Annotated in this window: 14 protein-coding genes, 1 tRNA gene and 1 rRNA gene; 9 read left to right on the forward strand and 7 right to left on the reverse strand. The window is 66.9% G+C overall.

The window, feature by feature from the left end; all coding sequences use genetic code 11:
- The 3 genes from rrf to NDI79_RS06395 all read left to right on the forward strand — a co-directional run.
- Window positions 1–118 (forward strand): 5S ribosomal RNA (gene rrf, locus NDI79_RS06385); the annotation flags it as partial.
- Window positions 119–453: 335 nt separating this feature from the next.
- Window positions 454–529: transfer RNA gene (locus NDI79_RS06390), tRNA-Cys, on the forward strand.
- Between the two features lie 227 nt (window positions 530–756).
- Window positions 757–1,614 (forward strand): hypothetical protein, encoded by an 858-nt coding sequence (locus NDI79_RS06395; RefSeq protein ID WP_310927647.1) that lies wholly within the window; start codon window positions 757–759, stop codon window positions 1,612–1,614.
- 68 nt (window positions 1,615–1,682) lie between these two features.
- On the opposite strand, the gene NDI79_RS06400 is transcribed toward NDI79_RS06395, so the two are convergent.
- Window positions 1,683–1,952 (reverse strand): winged helix-turn-helix domain-containing protein, encoded by a 270-nt coding sequence (locus tag NDI79_RS06400; protein ID WP_310927648.1) that lies wholly within the window; start codon window positions 1,950–1,952, stop codon window positions 1,683–1,685.
- A gap of 144 nt (window positions 1,953–2,096) precedes the next feature.
- Between NDI79_RS06400 and NDI79_RS06405 the strand changes: the two genes are divergently transcribed.
- A complete protein-coding gene (locus NDI79_RS06405; protein ID WP_310927649.1) occupies window positions 2,097–2,441 on the forward strand; it encodes a DUF8062 family protein in 345 nt (114 codons plus the stop codon).
- Window positions 2,442–2,630: 189 nt separating this feature from the next.
- Here NDI79_RS06405 and eif1A read toward each other — a convergent pair whose 3' ends face one another.
- The 3 genes from eif1A to NDI79_RS06420 all read right to left on the reverse strand — a co-directional run bounded on the left by eif1A (window position 2,631) and on the right by NDI79_RS06420 (window position 5,146).
- Complete coding sequence (eif1A, locus tag NDI79_RS06410; RefSeq protein ID WP_310924936.1) at window positions 2,631–2,918, reverse strand: translation initiation factor eIF-1A; 288 nt, start codon at window positions 2,916–2,918, stop codon at window positions 2,631–2,633.
- A gap of 87 nt (window positions 2,919–3,005) precedes the next feature.
- Window positions 3,006–3,680 (reverse strand): class I SAM-dependent methyltransferase, encoded by a 675-nt coding sequence (locus NDI79_RS06415; protein WP_310927650.1) that lies wholly within the window; start codon window positions 3,678–3,680, stop codon window positions 3,006–3,008.
- A gap of 86 nt (window positions 3,681–3,766) precedes the next feature.
- Window positions 3,767–5,146: a M28 family peptidase gene (locus tag NDI79_RS06420; RefSeq protein WP_310927651.1), complete on the reverse strand. Its 1,380-nt coding sequence runs from the start codon at window positions 5,144–5,146 to the stop codon at window positions 3,767–3,769.
- Window positions 5,147–5,344: 198 nt separating this feature from the next.
- Between NDI79_RS06420 and NDI79_RS06425 the strand changes: the two genes are divergently transcribed.
- From NDI79_RS06425 to NDI79_RS06445, 5 genes are all read left to right on the forward strand, one after another.
- Window positions 5,345–7,075: an ABC transporter substrate-binding protein gene (locus NDI79_RS06425; RefSeq protein WP_310927652.1), complete on the forward strand. Its 1,731-nt coding sequence runs from the start codon at window positions 5,345–5,347 to the stop codon at window positions 7,073–7,075.
- Window positions 7,076–7,154: 79 nt separating this feature from the next.
- On the forward strand, window positions 7,155–8,132 hold the full coding sequence (locus tag NDI79_RS06430; RefSeq protein ID WP_310927653.1) for an ABC transporter permease: 978 nt from the start codon (window positions 7,155–7,157) through the stop codon (window positions 8,130–8,132).
- A gap of 4 nt (window positions 8,133–8,136) precedes the next feature.
- Window positions 8,137–9,117 carry an ABC transporter permease gene (locus tag NDI79_RS06435; protein ID WP_310927654.1) on the forward strand — a complete coding sequence of 327 codons (981 nt, stop codon included), beginning with the start codon at window positions 8,137–8,139 and terminating at the stop codon, window positions 9,115–9,117.
- Entirely contained in the window at window positions 9,114–10,166 is a 1,053-nt protein-coding gene (locus NDI79_RS06440) for an ABC transporter ATP-binding protein (RefSeq protein WP_310927656.1), read from the forward strand. Before NDI79_RS06435 ends, NDI79_RS06440 begins: the two co-directional genes overlap by 4 nt.
- A 1-nt stretch (window position 10,167) precedes the next feature.
- Complete coding sequence (locus NDI79_RS06445; protein ID WP_310927657.1) at window positions 10,168–11,262, forward strand: ABC transporter ATP-binding protein; 1,095 nt, start codon at window positions 10,168–10,170, stop codon at window positions 11,260–11,262.
- A gap of 19 nt (window positions 11,263–11,281) precedes the next feature.
- Here the strand turns inward: NDI79_RS06445 and NDI79_RS06450 are convergent, their stop codons facing one another.
- The 3 genes from NDI79_RS06450 to NDI79_RS06460 all read right to left on the reverse strand — a co-directional run bounded on the left by NDI79_RS06450 (window position 11,282) and on the right by NDI79_RS06460 (window position 14,813).
- On the reverse strand, window positions 11,282–12,067 hold the full coding sequence (locus NDI79_RS06450; RefSeq protein ID WP_310927658.1) for an SDR family NAD(P)-dependent oxidoreductase: 786 nt from the start codon (window positions 12,065–12,067) through the stop codon (window positions 11,282–11,284).
- 99 nt (window positions 12,068–12,166) lie between these two features.
- The gene (locus tag NDI79_RS06455) at window positions 12,167–13,633 is read right to left on the reverse strand and encodes a metallopeptidase TldD-related protein (RefSeq protein WP_310927659.1); all 1,467 of its coding nucleotides are present in this window, start codon (window positions 13,631–13,633) and stop codon (window positions 12,167–12,169) included.
- 109 nt (window positions 13,634–13,742) lie between these two features.
- Window positions 13,743–14,813: a succinylglutamate desuccinylase/aspartoacylase family protein gene (locus NDI79_RS06460; protein WP_310927660.1), complete on the reverse strand. Its 1,071-nt coding sequence runs from the start codon at window positions 14,811–14,813 to the stop codon at window positions 13,743–13,745.
- Window positions 14,814–14,868 lie beyond the last annotated feature (55 nt).

Raw genomic sequence — 14,868 nt, forward strand, 5'->3', positions numbered from 1 at the left:
GCGGCCACAGCGGCGAGGTAACACCCGTACCCATCTCGAACACGGAAGTTAAGCTCGCCAGCGTGAACGCAAGTACTGGAGTGTGCGAACCTCTGGGAACACGTTCTCGCCGCCTCCACTCATACTCGAAGCGATATTCACACTCGCCCGCACGGACCACCCGTGCGGGCGACTTTCATTTCGAACTCCCAGCGACCGCTATCGTCGGACAGCAACTAGCGTCGAGTGACAGCCAAACTCGGTATCGACACCGGCTACGAACGTCACACGAGTACGCGAGAACTCCGGGTAGGCTCCGAGAATGACTCGGTTCGTCGCTCCTGCTCACCGACTCGTCGCACTTCTTTGAGTCCGCTCTCGTCGCCCCGAACCCGAGGACTCGAGCGGGGTGATTCGTCTCTCGACACTCCAGACCGCTAGGCTTAAGCGCGCAACATCACTACACGAAACCGCGCCAAGGTGGCAGAGTTCGGCCTAACGCGTTCGCCTGCAGAGCGAATCTCCGCCGGTTCAAATCCGGCCCTTGGCTTACCGTCGCTCCACTGATCTCTCCTCTACTCGGCTGTCCGAACGAGCAGATTCGCCTCGAAACGTCAGCGTCGCCCGTTCGAGTCCCCGTGAGGGCGCACATCGAAGGTCCCGCGGTCTGACGACCCGTCTTCGCTCGACGAACCGGCGCCGGCGTTTCGACTCGCGGACCACCATGGGTCTGACGAAACGGTAACCGTTATACGCCATCTATTCTTTGCTCGAACTATGCAACGACGCGCCGCGGCTATCTACGTCGCACTCTTCGTAGTCATCGGTGCGGCCTCCTACTCGCTTCTGGTGACGGCGGAGACGCCGCAGATCGAGTTCCAGAACCCCGAGTACGAACTGTCGTCCGGACAGACGTTCCAGGCCGGGTCGCAGACGTACAACGTGACCGGAATAACCGCTGAGATGGAGGGCGGCGGGGCCGGGGGTTCGGCGTCGCTCGCACGGACCGGAACCATCGAGTACACGAACCAATCGGCCGATTACACCGCCTCGTGGTCGAACAACTCCACGGTGAGCATCGACAACACGACGTGGACCGTCCTCGCCCCCGAGGGGGAGAACGCGACGGAGTTCACGCTCCGCGAGGACGTCAACGAGACGGCGCTGCTCCAGCAGGACCAGAACGCCGAGGACGAGATGGTGACGGTGAACGGCACCCAGCAGGTCGTCATCCGGGAGAACGGCACGCGGCGTCTCACGCCGGCCAGCGAGTACTTCCCCGACCCCCGGTCGCAGAACTACAGTCAGGGAGCGACCCTCGACTACCAGGGTAATCAGACGACCATTACCGCCGTCGGCGGCGGCGCGGTCGAAGTCTCTTGGACCGCCCCGCGAACGAACACCATCGACGTGAGCGACCGAGGCAACGTGACGCTCGGCGACCAGACGTACCTCGCCTACTTCCCGAACAACGAGACGATGCAGCTCACGAGCAACTTCGAGAACTACAACGCCCAGAGCGAGGAGATAGAGACGTTCCACACGCACGAGAACGGTCTGTGGGGAATCAGCATCCTCTCGTTCCTGACCGCCATCCTCCTCGTCGGCATGGCGTACATGCCCTCGCGGTACTGAACGCGGACGCTCGTTTTCACGGCCGCTTCGATTCGGACCGTCCCGCCGAGGCCTCGCGGAGTCGCCGGTCAGTTCGGCGCGGGGACCGGGTCGGCTTCGGACCCGCCGTCGCCGGGAAGGTGGTACAGTCGCTTCCGCGCGTCTTGGAGGTAGAGTCGTTCTTCGACGATATCTTCGTCGCGGAGTCGGTCGAGGGCGTACCGAACGGTCCGCGTCGGTAGGAGCGAGTGGTCGGCCAACTGTCGCTGCGTCAGCGGACCGTCGTGCTCCAGCACCTTGTACACGAGTTTCGAACTCGGCGGCATCTCCTGGAGACCGTCGGGTACCTCGCCAGTCATATATCTCGTTCGAGGAGGCGGACCACGCCAAGTGCTTCGGAGTTGTGCGCGTCGCTCGCACAACCTCGGAAGGCGCCGTCGTCGTCCGAACGTGGGATCGGCGCCGGGTACAGATAGAAGAGGCCCGGGCCCGTACCGGCGGACGTGCCCGACCGAATCGACGACGACGCGCGCCCGCACGATATCGACGACACGCCCACGGTCACCTGTTCGCGGTGCGACCACGAGTGGGATTTGGAGTACGAACTCGACGATTTGGAGGTCGGAAACCAGTCGTTCGAGCAGTTCGCCCTCGACCACATGCGCCACACGGGACACTTCCCCGACGGCGTCTCGCCGTGGCTGGTCGCCTGCCGACGGTGTCCGGAGGGCGAGCGGTTCCTCTCGGAGGGGCCGGCCCGGCGGTGGGCCGAAACGCACGCGCGCCACGCGCGTCACGCGGTCGAAATCGAACACGAGGACGATGCGAGCGTCGTCACGCCGGGGTGAACCGGCGTCGCTCGCGGCCGCGGTGAGCGGTTCGCCGCCGCGGTGACGGCGGTAGTCGTCGGTCGCCCGCCGTTCGGAGGCTACCAGTCGTGCGGTCGGTCAGTCGGTGAGAGAAGTAGTCGGAAGCGGCCGCGCGAGTCCGCGCCCGGCGCTCGCGTGGGGCCTCCCAGCGCGGGGAGACACGTCAGTTCAGTCGATGTGGCCTTCGGCGCGGAGCTGCTCCGCGTCCTGCTCGCTGTAGCGCCACTCGATGTTGCCTTTCTCGTCCTGCCAGTCCCACGGTTCGACGAGGACGACGTCGCCCTCCTGAATCCACGTGCGGTACTTCATCCGGCCGGGGATGCGGCCCATGCGCTCTTTGCCGTCCTGACAGCGCACGGTGACGTGGTTGCCGCCGTTGTGCTGTGTGACTACCGCGAACACTTCGTCGTCGTTGGGCATTCGGAGGTTCCGACGCCCGCTGGATTCTTCGCTCATGTGTGTACTATAGGGGCGTCATGGGTTTAAGCCATTGGTGATACGTGGTTCCGCGCCGCACGGCGTCCTCGCGCGGGCGCCGCCGCGTCACTCCGGAACGAACGCGCGGAACGTGTCGCGGTCGAGCGACCGCCACTCGACTTCCGCGAGGCCGACGCCGGTGAACACGTCGTTCCAGTCGCGGTAGTAGAGGGGCACTTCGCCGTCGACGTAGTTGACCGCCGGTCCGCCGGTGCGGTCCGCGGCCGTCGCCGAGTTCTCGTCGTCGGCGCCGGCCCCGCCGTCCGCGTCGCTCTCGCTTCCGTCGTCGCCCTCGTTCTCCACGGTGACGAGCAACGCGCCGGCGACGCGCGCGAGTTCGGCGAACACCCACTCCGAATCGGGGTGGAGATGTTGGAGCGTCTCCACCGAGTACACCACGTCGAAGGCGTCGTCGTCGAACTCGCGGACGACGGACTCGATGGCGTCGTGGTAGAACGTCCCTTCGGCCGAGAGTTCGGGGTACGCCTCCGCCATCACGTCGAACGCCTCCTCGTTTATCTCGACACCTGCGACGTCCTCGTACCCCTCCTCGAACAGGTGCGCGAGGTGTCGGCCCGAACTGCACCCGAGTTCCAGAATCGAGGGGTCGGACCCGGCGAACCGGTCGATTGCGTCGGCGAGTAACTCGCTCGTCTCGTTGGGTCCGTAGTAGGCGTAGTACTCCGGCGAGTACGCGCCGGAGCGTTCCGTCCACCGTCGGTGAACGTCGTTGGAATCCACTGCGTGGCCGTTCGCGGGGGAGGGGTATAGTCCCGTCGTCCCCGCCGTCCTCGTCCGACGGACGCGGAATCGGCCAAACGAACCGTCTACAGTTCGTCCGCCCAGGGCCAGTCCTTCTCGGCGCCCCACGGCCACGTCCCGGTGGCTTTCATCCCGACGTCGAAGTCGTCGTCGACGCAGGCCTCCCGTATCTCGGCGTCGTCGACGTGGTCGACCGTCGCGTCCGCGCGCGCGAGTCGGGCGACGCCCGCGGCGCAGAGGATGGACATGTCGCGCAGGTCGCGCACGTCGAGTTTGTCCATCGTGTCGCCGTGGGTGTGGCCCCACCCGCGGTCGTTGGCGCCCGACGAGGAACGGCCCTGCGCGCCCGCGACGCCGCGTTGGACGAACGGCCAGTGGTCGCTGTGCGGCCGGAGTTGCGACTCGGTTCGAATGGGAACCTCGTACTCGTCGCTGACGGCGTCGAACGCCTCGGATATCTCCTCGAAGCCGTGGTCGTGAATCTCCAACTGCCGGGAGTAGCCCGCGCCGTCGACGTTGAGGACGCACTTCACCTCGTCTAAGTCGTGGGTGTGACTCCAGTAGTACGACCCGTACAGACCGGTCTCCTCGGCGCCGAAGACGACGAGTCGGACCTTCGTCTCCAACTCGTCGGCGACGCGCGCGAGTATCTTCCCGACTTCGACGACCATGGCGGTGCCGAACCCGTTGTCGTTCGCGGCGGTCCCGACGTCGTGGCCGTCGACGTGGGCGGTGAAAAGCACCGCCTCGTCGGTGTCGGGGCCGACCGTCGCCTCGATGTTTCGAGAGGTGCCGCGGTCCGTCTCGCAGTCGACGGTCAGGTCGGCCTCGACGGCGCCGTCGTCGCAGTAGCGCTGGAGTCGCGCCCCGGCCTCCTTGCTCAGGCCGACGGCGGGAATCGGTCCGGGGCCGTTCAGGTCGCCGATGCTCCCCGTCGGCGGCAGCGACCCCTCGATGTGGTTGTAGAAGACGAACCCGGCGGCGCCGGATTCGGCGGCGTAGCGGTACTTCTCCGAGCGGTGGACCCACCGGCCGTAGTCGTCGGGCGTGTCGCTCGACGCCATGGCGATGTCGCCGGTGAGGTCGACGTCCTCGAAGTCCTCCGGGAGGCCGTACCCCACGTCGACGAGTTCGCCCGTCACGTCTCCCGACGGCGTCCCCGGCAACTCCACCAGTTCGTGCGACCGCGCGAACGTCGTCTCCCGGTCGCCGTGGGCGACGGTGAGGCCGGCCTCGCCGCGCCGCCAGACGGGAATCGGGAACTCGTCGAACGTCACGTCGTCGAGGCCGACGTCCTCGAACGCCTCGGCCACGAGGTCCGCGCCGATTCGCTCGCCCTCGTGTCCGGGCATCCGGTCGTTCAGGTCTTCGAGGTCGGCGATGAGGTTCCATCCGACCGTGCTTCGGTAGGCGTCGCCTACGACTGCGTCCGGTAACCGTGTCATCGTTTGGGGTGCAACATCTATTTTCAATAATCTTCCGATACAGTTGTCGGTTCTGTCATCTGGCGTCGGAATAATCCCGACGTCGTTAAGTAAATCTACGCATTCGAGCGTGGTCTTATCGAAAAACGCCACACCGTACCGACATATTCAACCACGGTTGGAAAGAACTTTATACTGCCATTGATGATAGCCAATGACATGGCCGAAGATAGCGAGCGGGTGAGGCGGCGCAGCTTCCTCAAAGCGGCGACGGCGGGTGGATTGGCTGGCATGACGGCGCTCGCCGGCTGTTCGGACCAGACCGGCGGCGGGGAGAGCGAGGGCGAAGGCGGGTCCGGCGGCGGTGGCGGCGGGAGCGAAACCGAAGGCTCCGATACGGGGTCCGACTCGAGCGGGTCCGGCGAGAGCCTCCCGACGTACACGTACGTCAACAACTCCCAGAGCTACAACCCGCCGAGACACGACGCCATCAATCTCATCGCGAGCCAGTTCGGCGACCTCGGCCTCGACATGGAGGTCGACGTGCTGGAGTGGGGAACGCTGTTCAGTCGAGTGTCGCAGGAGTACGACTACAGTTTCGCCACGTGGCACACGTTCTTCGTCTCCGAACCGGTGACGGAGCTGAACAACCTGTTCAACTCCAACAACACCGACCCGGGCCAGGGGAACTACTCGGGGTACAGCAACCCCGAACTCGACGAGATGATGGGTAACTACCTGGCCGAACCGGACACGGATACCCGTATCAACCAGGCCCACGAGATTCAGAAGACGTTGATGGACGACGTGCCGACGATGCCCATCACGCAGATGCCGCAGGCGGCCATCTTCAACAGCAACCAGGTGTCGAACTGGCAGGCCGACCTCGCGAACGGGTTCAACTCCTACTGGACGATGATCAACCTGGAGATGGTCGGCGACAACACGGAGTTGAAGGGCTACTGGCCCGAGACGCTGTCGACGATGAACGTGCTGGGGCACAACGACGAGTCCAAGCACGTCTACCAGTTCAACATGCTGTACGACTTCCTGGTCCAACTCAACGACAACGCCGAACCGGACCCGGAGGTCAGCCTCGCGACGGACTGGAACCGCGTCGACGAGACGACGATGGAGTACACCATCCGGACGGACCACTCCTGGCACGACGGCGAAGACCTGACGGCCGAGGACGTCGCGTTCACGTACAACTACATCACCGAGAACGAGGTTCCGCTGTACTCCACGCAGGCGCAGTACATCGAGAACGCGGAAGTCGTCGACGAGCAGACGGTCCGCATCAACATGTCCCAGCCGCTGGGGCCGTTCAACCTCGCGGTGGCGAACCTCGTCCCCGTCATCCCCCAGCACAAGTGGGAGGGCCGGAGCAACCCGGCGCAGGCGAACATCCAGGAACCCGTCGGCAGCGGTCCCATGATGTTCGACTACTGGGAGCAGGGCAGCGAGTTCGGCATGGTGCGCTTCGACGAGCACTTCGCGCCCGTCAGCTTCGAGCGGCGCTTCTGGCGCATCATCCCCGAGGCGTCGACGGTGTGGGAGAACCTCATCAACGGTCAACTCAACTACGAGCCGTTCGGCCGCATCGACCGGTCGCTCGACCAGAACCAGGACAACGAGAACATCGGCACGCGGTTCCAGACGGCGCCGACGTTCTGGATGTTCACGCCGAACGAGAGACAGCAGGGTCTCGACGACGTGCAGATGCGGAAGGCGCTGGTCGAGACGCTCCCGCGGACGCCCATCGTCGAGCAGATTCTGTTCGGCTTCCCGGAGGAGGGGTACAACATCGTCTCCTCGGCGTTCGGTCCGCTCCACACCGAGGACGTGACCACCTACGACCAGAGCCCGGAGTCCGCGCGGGCCCGCCTCGAAGAGGCCGGCTACACGTGGGACGACAACGACATGCTCCAGGCACCGAGCGGTAACTGAATCTACCCGGCCGAGCGTCGGAGAACCGACTCCGGCGCGGAATTTCACGTAATCAACGGTAATCATACAACACAGAATCATGGGAAAAGCGAGTTTTGTTATCAGGCGCACGCTCCAACTCGTCGTGACGCTCTGGGCCGTCGGGACGGTGCTGTTCGGGCTCTTCCGACTCATGCCCGGGGACCCCACCTCCTACGTCGTCTCCTCGCAGATGACGCAGGAGGCGCGGCGACAGATAATCGCGAGCTACGGACTCAACGAACCGCTGTACGTCCAGTACGTCAAGTTCCTCCAGAACCTCGTCGTGCTGGACTTCGGGCAGTCGTTCCACTCCAACCAACCGGTCACGCAGGTCATCGCCACCTACCTGCCGAACACGCTGGTGCTCATGCTGACGGCGTTCGTCGCGGCCTACGCCATCGGCATCACGCTCGGCGTGCTGTCGGGCTGGTACCGCGGGTCGCGCTTCGAGCGGAGCACCGTCATCACGGCGCTGACCGCCCGGAGCGTCCCGACGTTCTACGTCGGCCTCATCGTGCTGTGGATATTCGGCGCGGAACTGGGCGTCATCCCGATGAGCGGCATGACCAGCCTCGGAACGCAGAACGCCAGCTTCTGGGAGATGGTGTTCTCGGTCGACTTCCTGCACCACCTGCTCGCCCCGGCGTTGGTGCTCGGGTTCTACTTCATGGGCTATCCGCTTCTCATCATGCGCTCCAGCATGCTCGAAGTGCTCTCCGAGGACTTCATCGACGTCTGCCGGGCGAAGGGGCTCACCGAGCGGACGATAATGTTCAAACACGCCGCGCGGAACGCGATGCTCCCCGTCGTCACGGCGGCCGCCATCGCCCTCGGCTACGCCGTCGGCGGGAGCGTCCTCATCGAGACGGTGTTCGCGTGGCCCGGTATCGGTCGGGAGATGGTTCGGGCGGTCCTCCGACGGGACTTCCCCGTCGCGCAGGGGACGTTCATCGTCCTCGCCGCGACCATCATCATCCTGAACTTCGTCGCGGACCTCGCGTACGGCTACCTCGACCCCCGGGTGACGTACGACTAGACCCATGGCACAAGAAGAACAAACCGGTCGGTCGATATTCACCGACCTCGACGACAGTTCGTCCGGCGAGCAGGTCGACAAGTGGAAGCGGACGGCCCGCCTCTGGAAGGAGACGCTGATAGAGCAGTGGAAGATGCTGACCGACGAACTCTCGGTGAAGCTCTCGCTGTTCGTCGTGGCGGGGTTCGTGCTGATCGCCATCTTCGCCCCGTTCATCGCCCCCTACCCGCCGCTCCAGCGGCAGTACCAGGGGGACGACGGGATACTCATCGAGAAGTGGGCCGACCCGTCGCTGCTCGGCGGCGACAGCGGCTACCTCCTCGGGACGACCGCCGAGGGCTTCGACATCTTCAGCCAACTCGTCTACGGGACGCGCGCGGCGCTGATGGTCGGCCTCATCGCGGCGGTGTTCACCGCGGGTATCGGGACGCTCGTCGGCCTCGTCGCCGGCTACTACGGCGGGAAGGTCGACGACGCCCTGATGCGCGTCGTGGACTTCCTGTACGGGATGCCGTTGCTCCCGACGGTCATCGTCCTCGTGGCGGTGTTGGGGCCGAACCTCTGGAACATCATCCTCGCGCTTATCATCCTGCAGTGGCGGTCGACCGCCCGCGTCATCCGCTCGCAGGCGCTGTCGCTCCGCGAGCGACCGTTCGTGAAGGCCGCGGAGGTGGCCGGCGCGAGCGACTGGCACATCATCAGCCGCCACCTCGCGCCGAACGTCCTGCCGATGACGTTCCTGTACGGGTCGTTCGGCATCGCGTGGGCCATCCTCGCGGAGGCGGGCGTCTCGTTCATCGGTCTCGGCGACCCGAACACCGTCTCGTGGGGCACGATGCTGCAGGCCTCGCGGGCGTACTCCGCGCTCCAGTTCGGAGCGTGGTGGTGGTTCGTCCCGCCGGGAATCTGCATCGGCCTGCTGGTCATCAGCGGCTTCCTCATCGGCCGCGGCTACGAAGAAATCACGAACCCCAAGCTACAATGAGTCTACTCGAAGTCGAAGACCTCGAAGTGTACTACGAGACCGAAGACGGGCCCGCACAGGCCGTCGACGGCGTCTCCTTCGAACTGGAGGAGGGCGAGAACCTCGGCATCGTCGGCGAGTCCGGATGCGGCAAGACGACGCTGGCGAAGTCCATCATCGGCATCCTCCCCGACGCCGGCTACGTCAACGGCGGCGAGATACGGTTCAAGGACGACGACCTCACCGGGATGACGGGCAAACAGCGGCGCCGCCTCAAGTGGGAGGAGATATCCATGGTCGCCCAGTCGGCGATGAACTCCTTGGACCCCGTCTACACTATCCGCGAACAGATCGTCGAGGCCATCGAGACGCACCGGCCCGGTACCGGCCGGACCGAGTCGAACGAAATCGTCACCGAGATGTTCGAACTCGTCGGGTTGGACCCCGACCGCGCCGACGACTACCCACACCAGTTCTCCGGCGGGATGCGTCAGCGCGCGATGATCGCGATGTCTCTGGCGCTGGAACCGTCGCTCATCCTCGCGGACGAACCGACGACGGCGCTGGACGTCATCATGCAGGACCAGATCCTCAAGCGCATCGGGCGCATCCAGGACGAGGTCAACTCCTCGATGCTGGTCATCACGCACGACGTGAGCGTCGTCGCGGAGACGTGCGACCGCGTCCTCGTGATGTACGCCGGCAAGGTCGCAGAAGAGGGACCGGTCGAGGAGATATTCGGCCAGCCCTACCACCCCTACACCATCGGGCTGAAACGCGCGTTCCCGAACATCCGCAGGCCCACGCAGGACCTCCTCTCCATCAAGGGCTACCCGCCCGAACTCGTCGACCCGCCCACGGGCTGTCGGTTCGCCGAGCGGTGCCCGATGGCGACCGACCGCTGCCGCGAGGAGGAACCCGAGGCCCACGAGATGAACGGTCTCCGGTCGTACTGCCACTACGCCGAGGACATCGACACCGAACTCCGACCGTACGCCGACAACCCGGAGACGTGGAGTCAGACCGCCGCGGCCCGCAAGGCCGAGACCGGCGACGTCGGGGGTGACTGAGATGAGCGACAGAGCGCTCCTCGAAGTCGAGAACCTGAAGAAGCACTTCAAGGTGAACCAGGGCTGGATTGCCAGCATCATGCAGTCGGTCTCCGGCGACGACCCCGACTACGTCCACGCCGTCGACGGCGTCTCCTTCGAACTCCGCGAGGGGGAGACGCTCGGACTGGCGGGCGAGTCCGGGTGCGGGAAGACCACCACGGGGATGTCGCTCGTGAAACTGCACGACCCGACCGACGGCGACATAGTCTACAACGACAAGAAGCTCTCGGAGGCCAACGAGGCCGAAATCGCGGAGTTCCGGCAGAACGCCCAGATGATCTTCCAGGACCCCTTCGAGAGCCTCAACCCGCGGATGACGGTGTACGACACCGTCGCGGAACCGCTCCGCATCCACGACATCCGCAACGAGACGGCGCGGGTCCAGCGCGCCCTGGAGTTCGCCGAACTCCTCCCGGCCGAGCAGTACTTCGACCAGTACCCGCACGAACTCTCGGGCGGGCAGCGACAGCGCGTCGCCATCGCGCGCGCACTCGTCCTCGACCCGGACTTCATCGTCGCGGACGAACCCGTCTCGATGCTCGACGTGAGTCTTCGGGCGGGCGTGCTGTCGCTGCTCGACCGCATGACCGACGAGTTCGGCCTGTCGGTCGTCTACATCAGCCACGACCTCTCGCTCCTCAGACACATGTGCGACCGCCTCGCCATCATGTACATGGGGAAGATAGTGGAGAAGGGGCCGACCGACCAGATAATCGAGAACCCCCAACACCCCTACACGCAGGCGCTCATCAACGCCGTCCCCGTTCCCGACCCGGACGTGGGCCGCGAACGCGTCGAGTTGCAGGGCGAGGTGGGCGACGTCATCGAGATTCCGAGCGGCTGTCGGTTCAAGGCGCGCTGTCCGGACTACATCGGCGACGTCTGCGACCAGGTCGTCCCGCCGTTAGAACAGAAGGCGGACGTCGGCGTCGACCAGGACATCGCCTGCCACCTCTACGAGAGCGCCGAGGGGTACGACCCCTACGCCGAGTTGAGCGGGTCGCCGGGCGACGACTCCACGGGCGGCGACGCCTCGGCCCCCGCGGACGACTGAGTTCGGTTCAGGCCGCGACTCACCGCTCGGCCCCCGCGGCCGCTTCGCGCTCCGTCAGGAACCGCTCGGTCTCCCGCTCGACGAGAGCGGGGAACCGCTGTGCGAGCGCCAACCCGATTCTCGTCACCCAGTCCGCGTAGATTACCGGCCCTTTCGACTCTATCTTCGCCGCCAACTTTCGCCCCACGTCCGCGGGGTCGCTCATCCGCGACGCCGGGTAGCCGAGCGTCCTCGCCGACCGCGTCGCCGCCAGTCGGGGGTGCACGATGGTGCACGCCACGTTCTCGCGGCGGAGTTCCAGACGCAGCGAGCGAGTCAGCGACTCGACGGCTCCCTTGGTCGAGGCGTATCCGGAGAGCCCCGGGTTACCGACCCGGCCGGCGCCGGAACTCACGTTGTGGACGATTCCCCCGCCACGCGCCCGCATGTGCGGCAGCACCGCGCGTATCGTCCGAACGTACCCGAAGTAGTTGACCTCGAAGACCCGCCGCGCGTCCGAGAGCGTCTGGTCCTCGAAGAACCCGTACTCCAGTACCGCGGCGTTGTTGACCAGGATATCGATCCGCCCCCACTCGCCGACGACGCCGGCCACCGCCGCCTCGACGTCCGCGTCGACCGTCACGTCGCACTCGTGGTACCGAACGCGCTCCGGATGCGCCTCCCGGAGCGACTCGATTGCGTCCCCTTCGACGTCGAACCCGGCGACGCGATAGCCGTCCTCGACGAGAGCGGCGAGGAGGTGGTAGCCGATTCCCTCGTTGGCACCCGTCACGACGACGACCCGCCTGTCCACGGACAACTGCATATCCGGCCGTACGTCGGGACGGACGATGAACTCGCTCCTCGGTGGGGTTCGACGGCGACCGCGGCGCGCCGACCGAACGGTCCCCGTCGCGGACGACCGCTACTGGTCGGCTTTCAGCGTCGCCGTGAGCCGAACGCCGGGCGCCGTCACCGCGAACGGCAGGTGCGATTTGTGCTTCTCGCAGACGCCCGTCGTCGTCTCGCGGGCCGCGCCGAACGCCGAGAGCGTGCGGAGCACGTCGGGGTCGTAATCGAGCGAAAGGTCCTCGACTCGGCCGGCGCGTTCGCCGCCGTCGAGGCGGTAGCCCTCGGCTATCGGGAACTCCGCGGACCCGCAGTCGGGCCGCTCCTCGGTCTTGCGGTCGATGTCCTTCGCGTACAGCACGCTCGCCGGGAAGACGCCCGCGCGCTGGACGCGTTCGAACTCGTCGCGGAACCACGGCTCTCCGAAGCGCTCGACGTAGACGTCGGCGTCCGCGCGGAGCGCCCTCTCCCCGGCGTCGCCGGCGGCGACGTCGAGATGCCGCGCGTGGATGCGCGGCGGTTGGCCGTGACCGAGGCTGGGGACGGCGTTGCCCGCCGGGTGCGCCCCGTCCTCGGCGGCGCTCGCCGTGTTGTGGAGGAGCCGTTCCACCTCGCCGCCGTCGACGAGTCGCGTCGGCGTGGTCGGTCGGACCTCGGCGTCGTAGGCGCGCGCGCCCCACGACCCCGCGCGGACGCCGTCCTCGATGTCGAGCCCCTCGGGACCGATTCGGTCGCCGACGGCGTAGGGGCTCATCCCCATGTAGCCGGTGTCGGCTTCGAGGTAGTGCGAGACGAAGTGGAACAGTTGGCCGGCGGCCCGCGGACTCAGGGCGACGCTCGCCTCGCCCGTCGGCGCGTCGGCGACGTTCGCCGCCGAGAGCGCCCGCGCGTCGGCGGCCGCCGACTCGAACACCGCGGGGAGTTCGTCGAGGAACGCCGCGCCCTCGGTCGACCCGGCGTGGCGGCGCACCTTCGGCCCGCCCTCGAGGTGGAGGCTGCACGTCACCTGCGCGCGGTCGAGCGTCGTCCGGACCGTGCTCCCGGTGGTGTTGCCCACCGTCTCCTCGACGTGCGCGTCGGCGTAGTTGACCCAGACGCGCCGGAGGTCCGGACCCGAGTTCTCGGCCGCCGCGATGCCGTCCTCGACGGCGGCGACTTTCTCGTCGACGCCGACGGCGCCGACGGGTTCGCCCGCCCATCCCTCGTGTACCGCCCGGTGGGTGGTGTGCGCGTCGAACCTCGCGGGGTCGGACTGCGCGAGCATCCCCGCGCCCCGGACCGCGCGTTCGGCCTCGTCTTCGAGGCTCTCCTCGTCGAGGCTGGTCGTGTAGCGGTAGTCGGCCGCGCCGTCGGCGAACGTGCGGAGCCACACCCCGCTCTCGGCGAAGGAGACCCGGTCGCGCGGCCCCTCGTGGGTCACCACCGCGTCGGTCTTCTCCTCGTACACGCCGCCGACTTCGGCGTACGCCACCGCGTCGTCCTCCTCGAACCGTGCCAACAGCCAGTCCATCGCGTCCAACGCGTCCTCGCGCTCGTCCGTCATCGAGACGTGATACGAAATCACCCCACATGAATCCCCGAGAGGCGAGGCTCCCGCGCGGCCGGACGCGTTGAGAAACCGCCGCCCGCCGTCGCGCGGGCCGCGCGCGCCGTCACCCGGACCGCTCGTACAGCAGGGGTTCGCCGTCGGGCACCGCCAGGTCGAGAAGCGGGTCGTTCTCGTACACGGCCGCCCCCTCGTGCAGGCTGAGAACGTACCCCGAGCGTTCGGTGGCCACGCTCGATTTCGTCTCCCCGTGCGGCGTGAGGACGTCCGCGACGACGTCCCCCGAGTCGACCCACTCGCCTTCCCGCACGCGGTAGCGGACGAGGCCGGCGGCGTCCGCGTGCGGATGGACGAACCGTTTCAGGTCGTCCTCGGCGGGCAACTCGAACGCCGTCGAGGGGGCGTGGGCGTCCGGAACCTCTTCGACCATCCCGAGGGCGGCGCAGACGCCGTACAGGCCGGCGACGGCGGCCTCGCGAGCGTCCCGTTCGACGACGAACCGCCCGCCGAGTTCCGGGGTGAACGCGGGGACGCCGTCCGCGACGGCCGCACCGGTGAGGGTGTGTGCCAGCGCCAGTCGTTCCGTCTCCGCGCGGCCGAACTGGTTGACGACGGGGAGGCCGAACGCGTCGGCGAGTTCGACCACGCGGTCCCGGAGCGACGCCGCCGCCGCCTCCCCGCGACCCGCGCCGTACCCGACGCGCGGCCGAATCGTGTAGGGGTGCGTGGCGACCCACGAGGTGTGCAACGAGACGACGGCGTCCGCGTCGGCCCGTATCTCCTCGTACAGGCGCTCGCAGATGACCTGCTGGACGCGCGGGGGTGTCCCGCCTCCGCCGCCCTCGCCCTCGCGGCCGAACAGGCGGTTCGGGTCGTCGCCGTGGTAGTAGGAGGTCCGACTGTTCGTCCGGACGCCGGCGGGGTTCGTCACGGGGACGCAGACGACGGTTCCGCGGAGCGGTTCCTCGCGGATTCGGTCCAGAAACTCGTGTATCGCGGCCGTCCCCGTCGGTTCGTCGCCGTGAATCGCGCCGGTCGCCCACGCCGTCGGCCCCGGTTCCTCCCCCTCGACGACGACGACGGGGAGGCGTTCGGTCCCGCCCGTCGGCAACTCGGCGACGGACAGGTGGCCCGTCGCGGTCCCTCCGGGTTCCGACTCGGCGGTTCCGACCTTCATGCGGTTCTCGCCGCGGCGACGCGGTCTCTGTTCCCGTACATGCGGGGAGGTACCG

This window comes from Halogeometricum sp. S3BR5-2 (assembly GCF_031624635.1).
In the GTDB taxonomy this organism is placed as follows: Archaea; Halobacteriota; Halobacteria; order Halobacteriales; family Haloferacaceae; genus Halogeometricum; species Halogeometricum luteum.

Bases quoted from the DNA above. Each gene is read 5' to 3' on its own strand.
- NDI79_RS06400 (WP_310927648.1), bottom strand. From the start codon at position 1,952: ATGACTGGCGAGGTACCCGACGGTCTCCAGGAGATGCCGCCGAGTTCG.
- NDI79_RS06430 (WP_310927653.1), top strand. From the start codon at position 7,155: ATGGGAAAAGCGAGTTTTGTTATCAGGCGCACGCTCCAACTCGTCGTG.
- NDI79_RS06445 (WP_310927657.1), top strand. From the start codon at position 10,168: ATGAGCGACAGAGCGCTCCTCGAAGTCGAGAACCTGAAGAAGCACTTC.
- NDI79_RS06450 (WP_310927658.1), bottom strand. From the start codon at position 12,067: ATGCAGTTGTCCGTGGACAGGCGGGTCGTCGTCGTGACGGGTGCCAAC.
- NDI79_RS06455 (WP_310927659.1), bottom strand. From the start codon at position 13,633: ATGACGGACGAGCGCGAGGACGCGTTGGACGCGATGGACTGGCTGTTG.
- NDI79_RS06425 (WP_310927652.1), top strand. From the start codon at position 5,345: ATGGCCGAAGATAGCGAGCGGGTGAGGCGGCGCAGCTTCCTCAAAGCG.
- NDI79_RS06395 (WP_310927647.1), top strand. From the start codon at position 757: ATGCAACGACGCGCCGCGGCTATCTACGTCGCACTCTTCGTAGTCATC.
- NDI79_RS06440 (WP_310927656.1), top strand. From the start codon at position 9,114: ATGAGTCTACTCGAAGTCGAAGACCTCGAAGTGTACTACGAGACCGAA.
- NDI79_RS06435 (WP_310927654.1), top strand. From the start codon at position 8,137: ATGGCACAAGAAGAACAAACCGGTCGGTCGATATTCACCGACCTCGAC.
- NDI79_RS06420 (WP_310927651.1), bottom strand. From the start codon at position 5,146: ATGACACGGTTACCGGACGCAGTCGTAGGCGACGCCTACCGAAGCACG.
- NDI79_RS06460 (WP_310927660.1), bottom strand. From the start codon at position 14,813: ATGAAGGTCGGAACCGCCGAGTCGGAACCCGGAGGGACCGCGACGGGC.
- eif1A (WP_310924936.1), bottom strand. From the start codon at position 2,918: ATGAGCGAAGAATCCAGCGGGCGTCGGAACCTCCGAATGCCCAACGAC.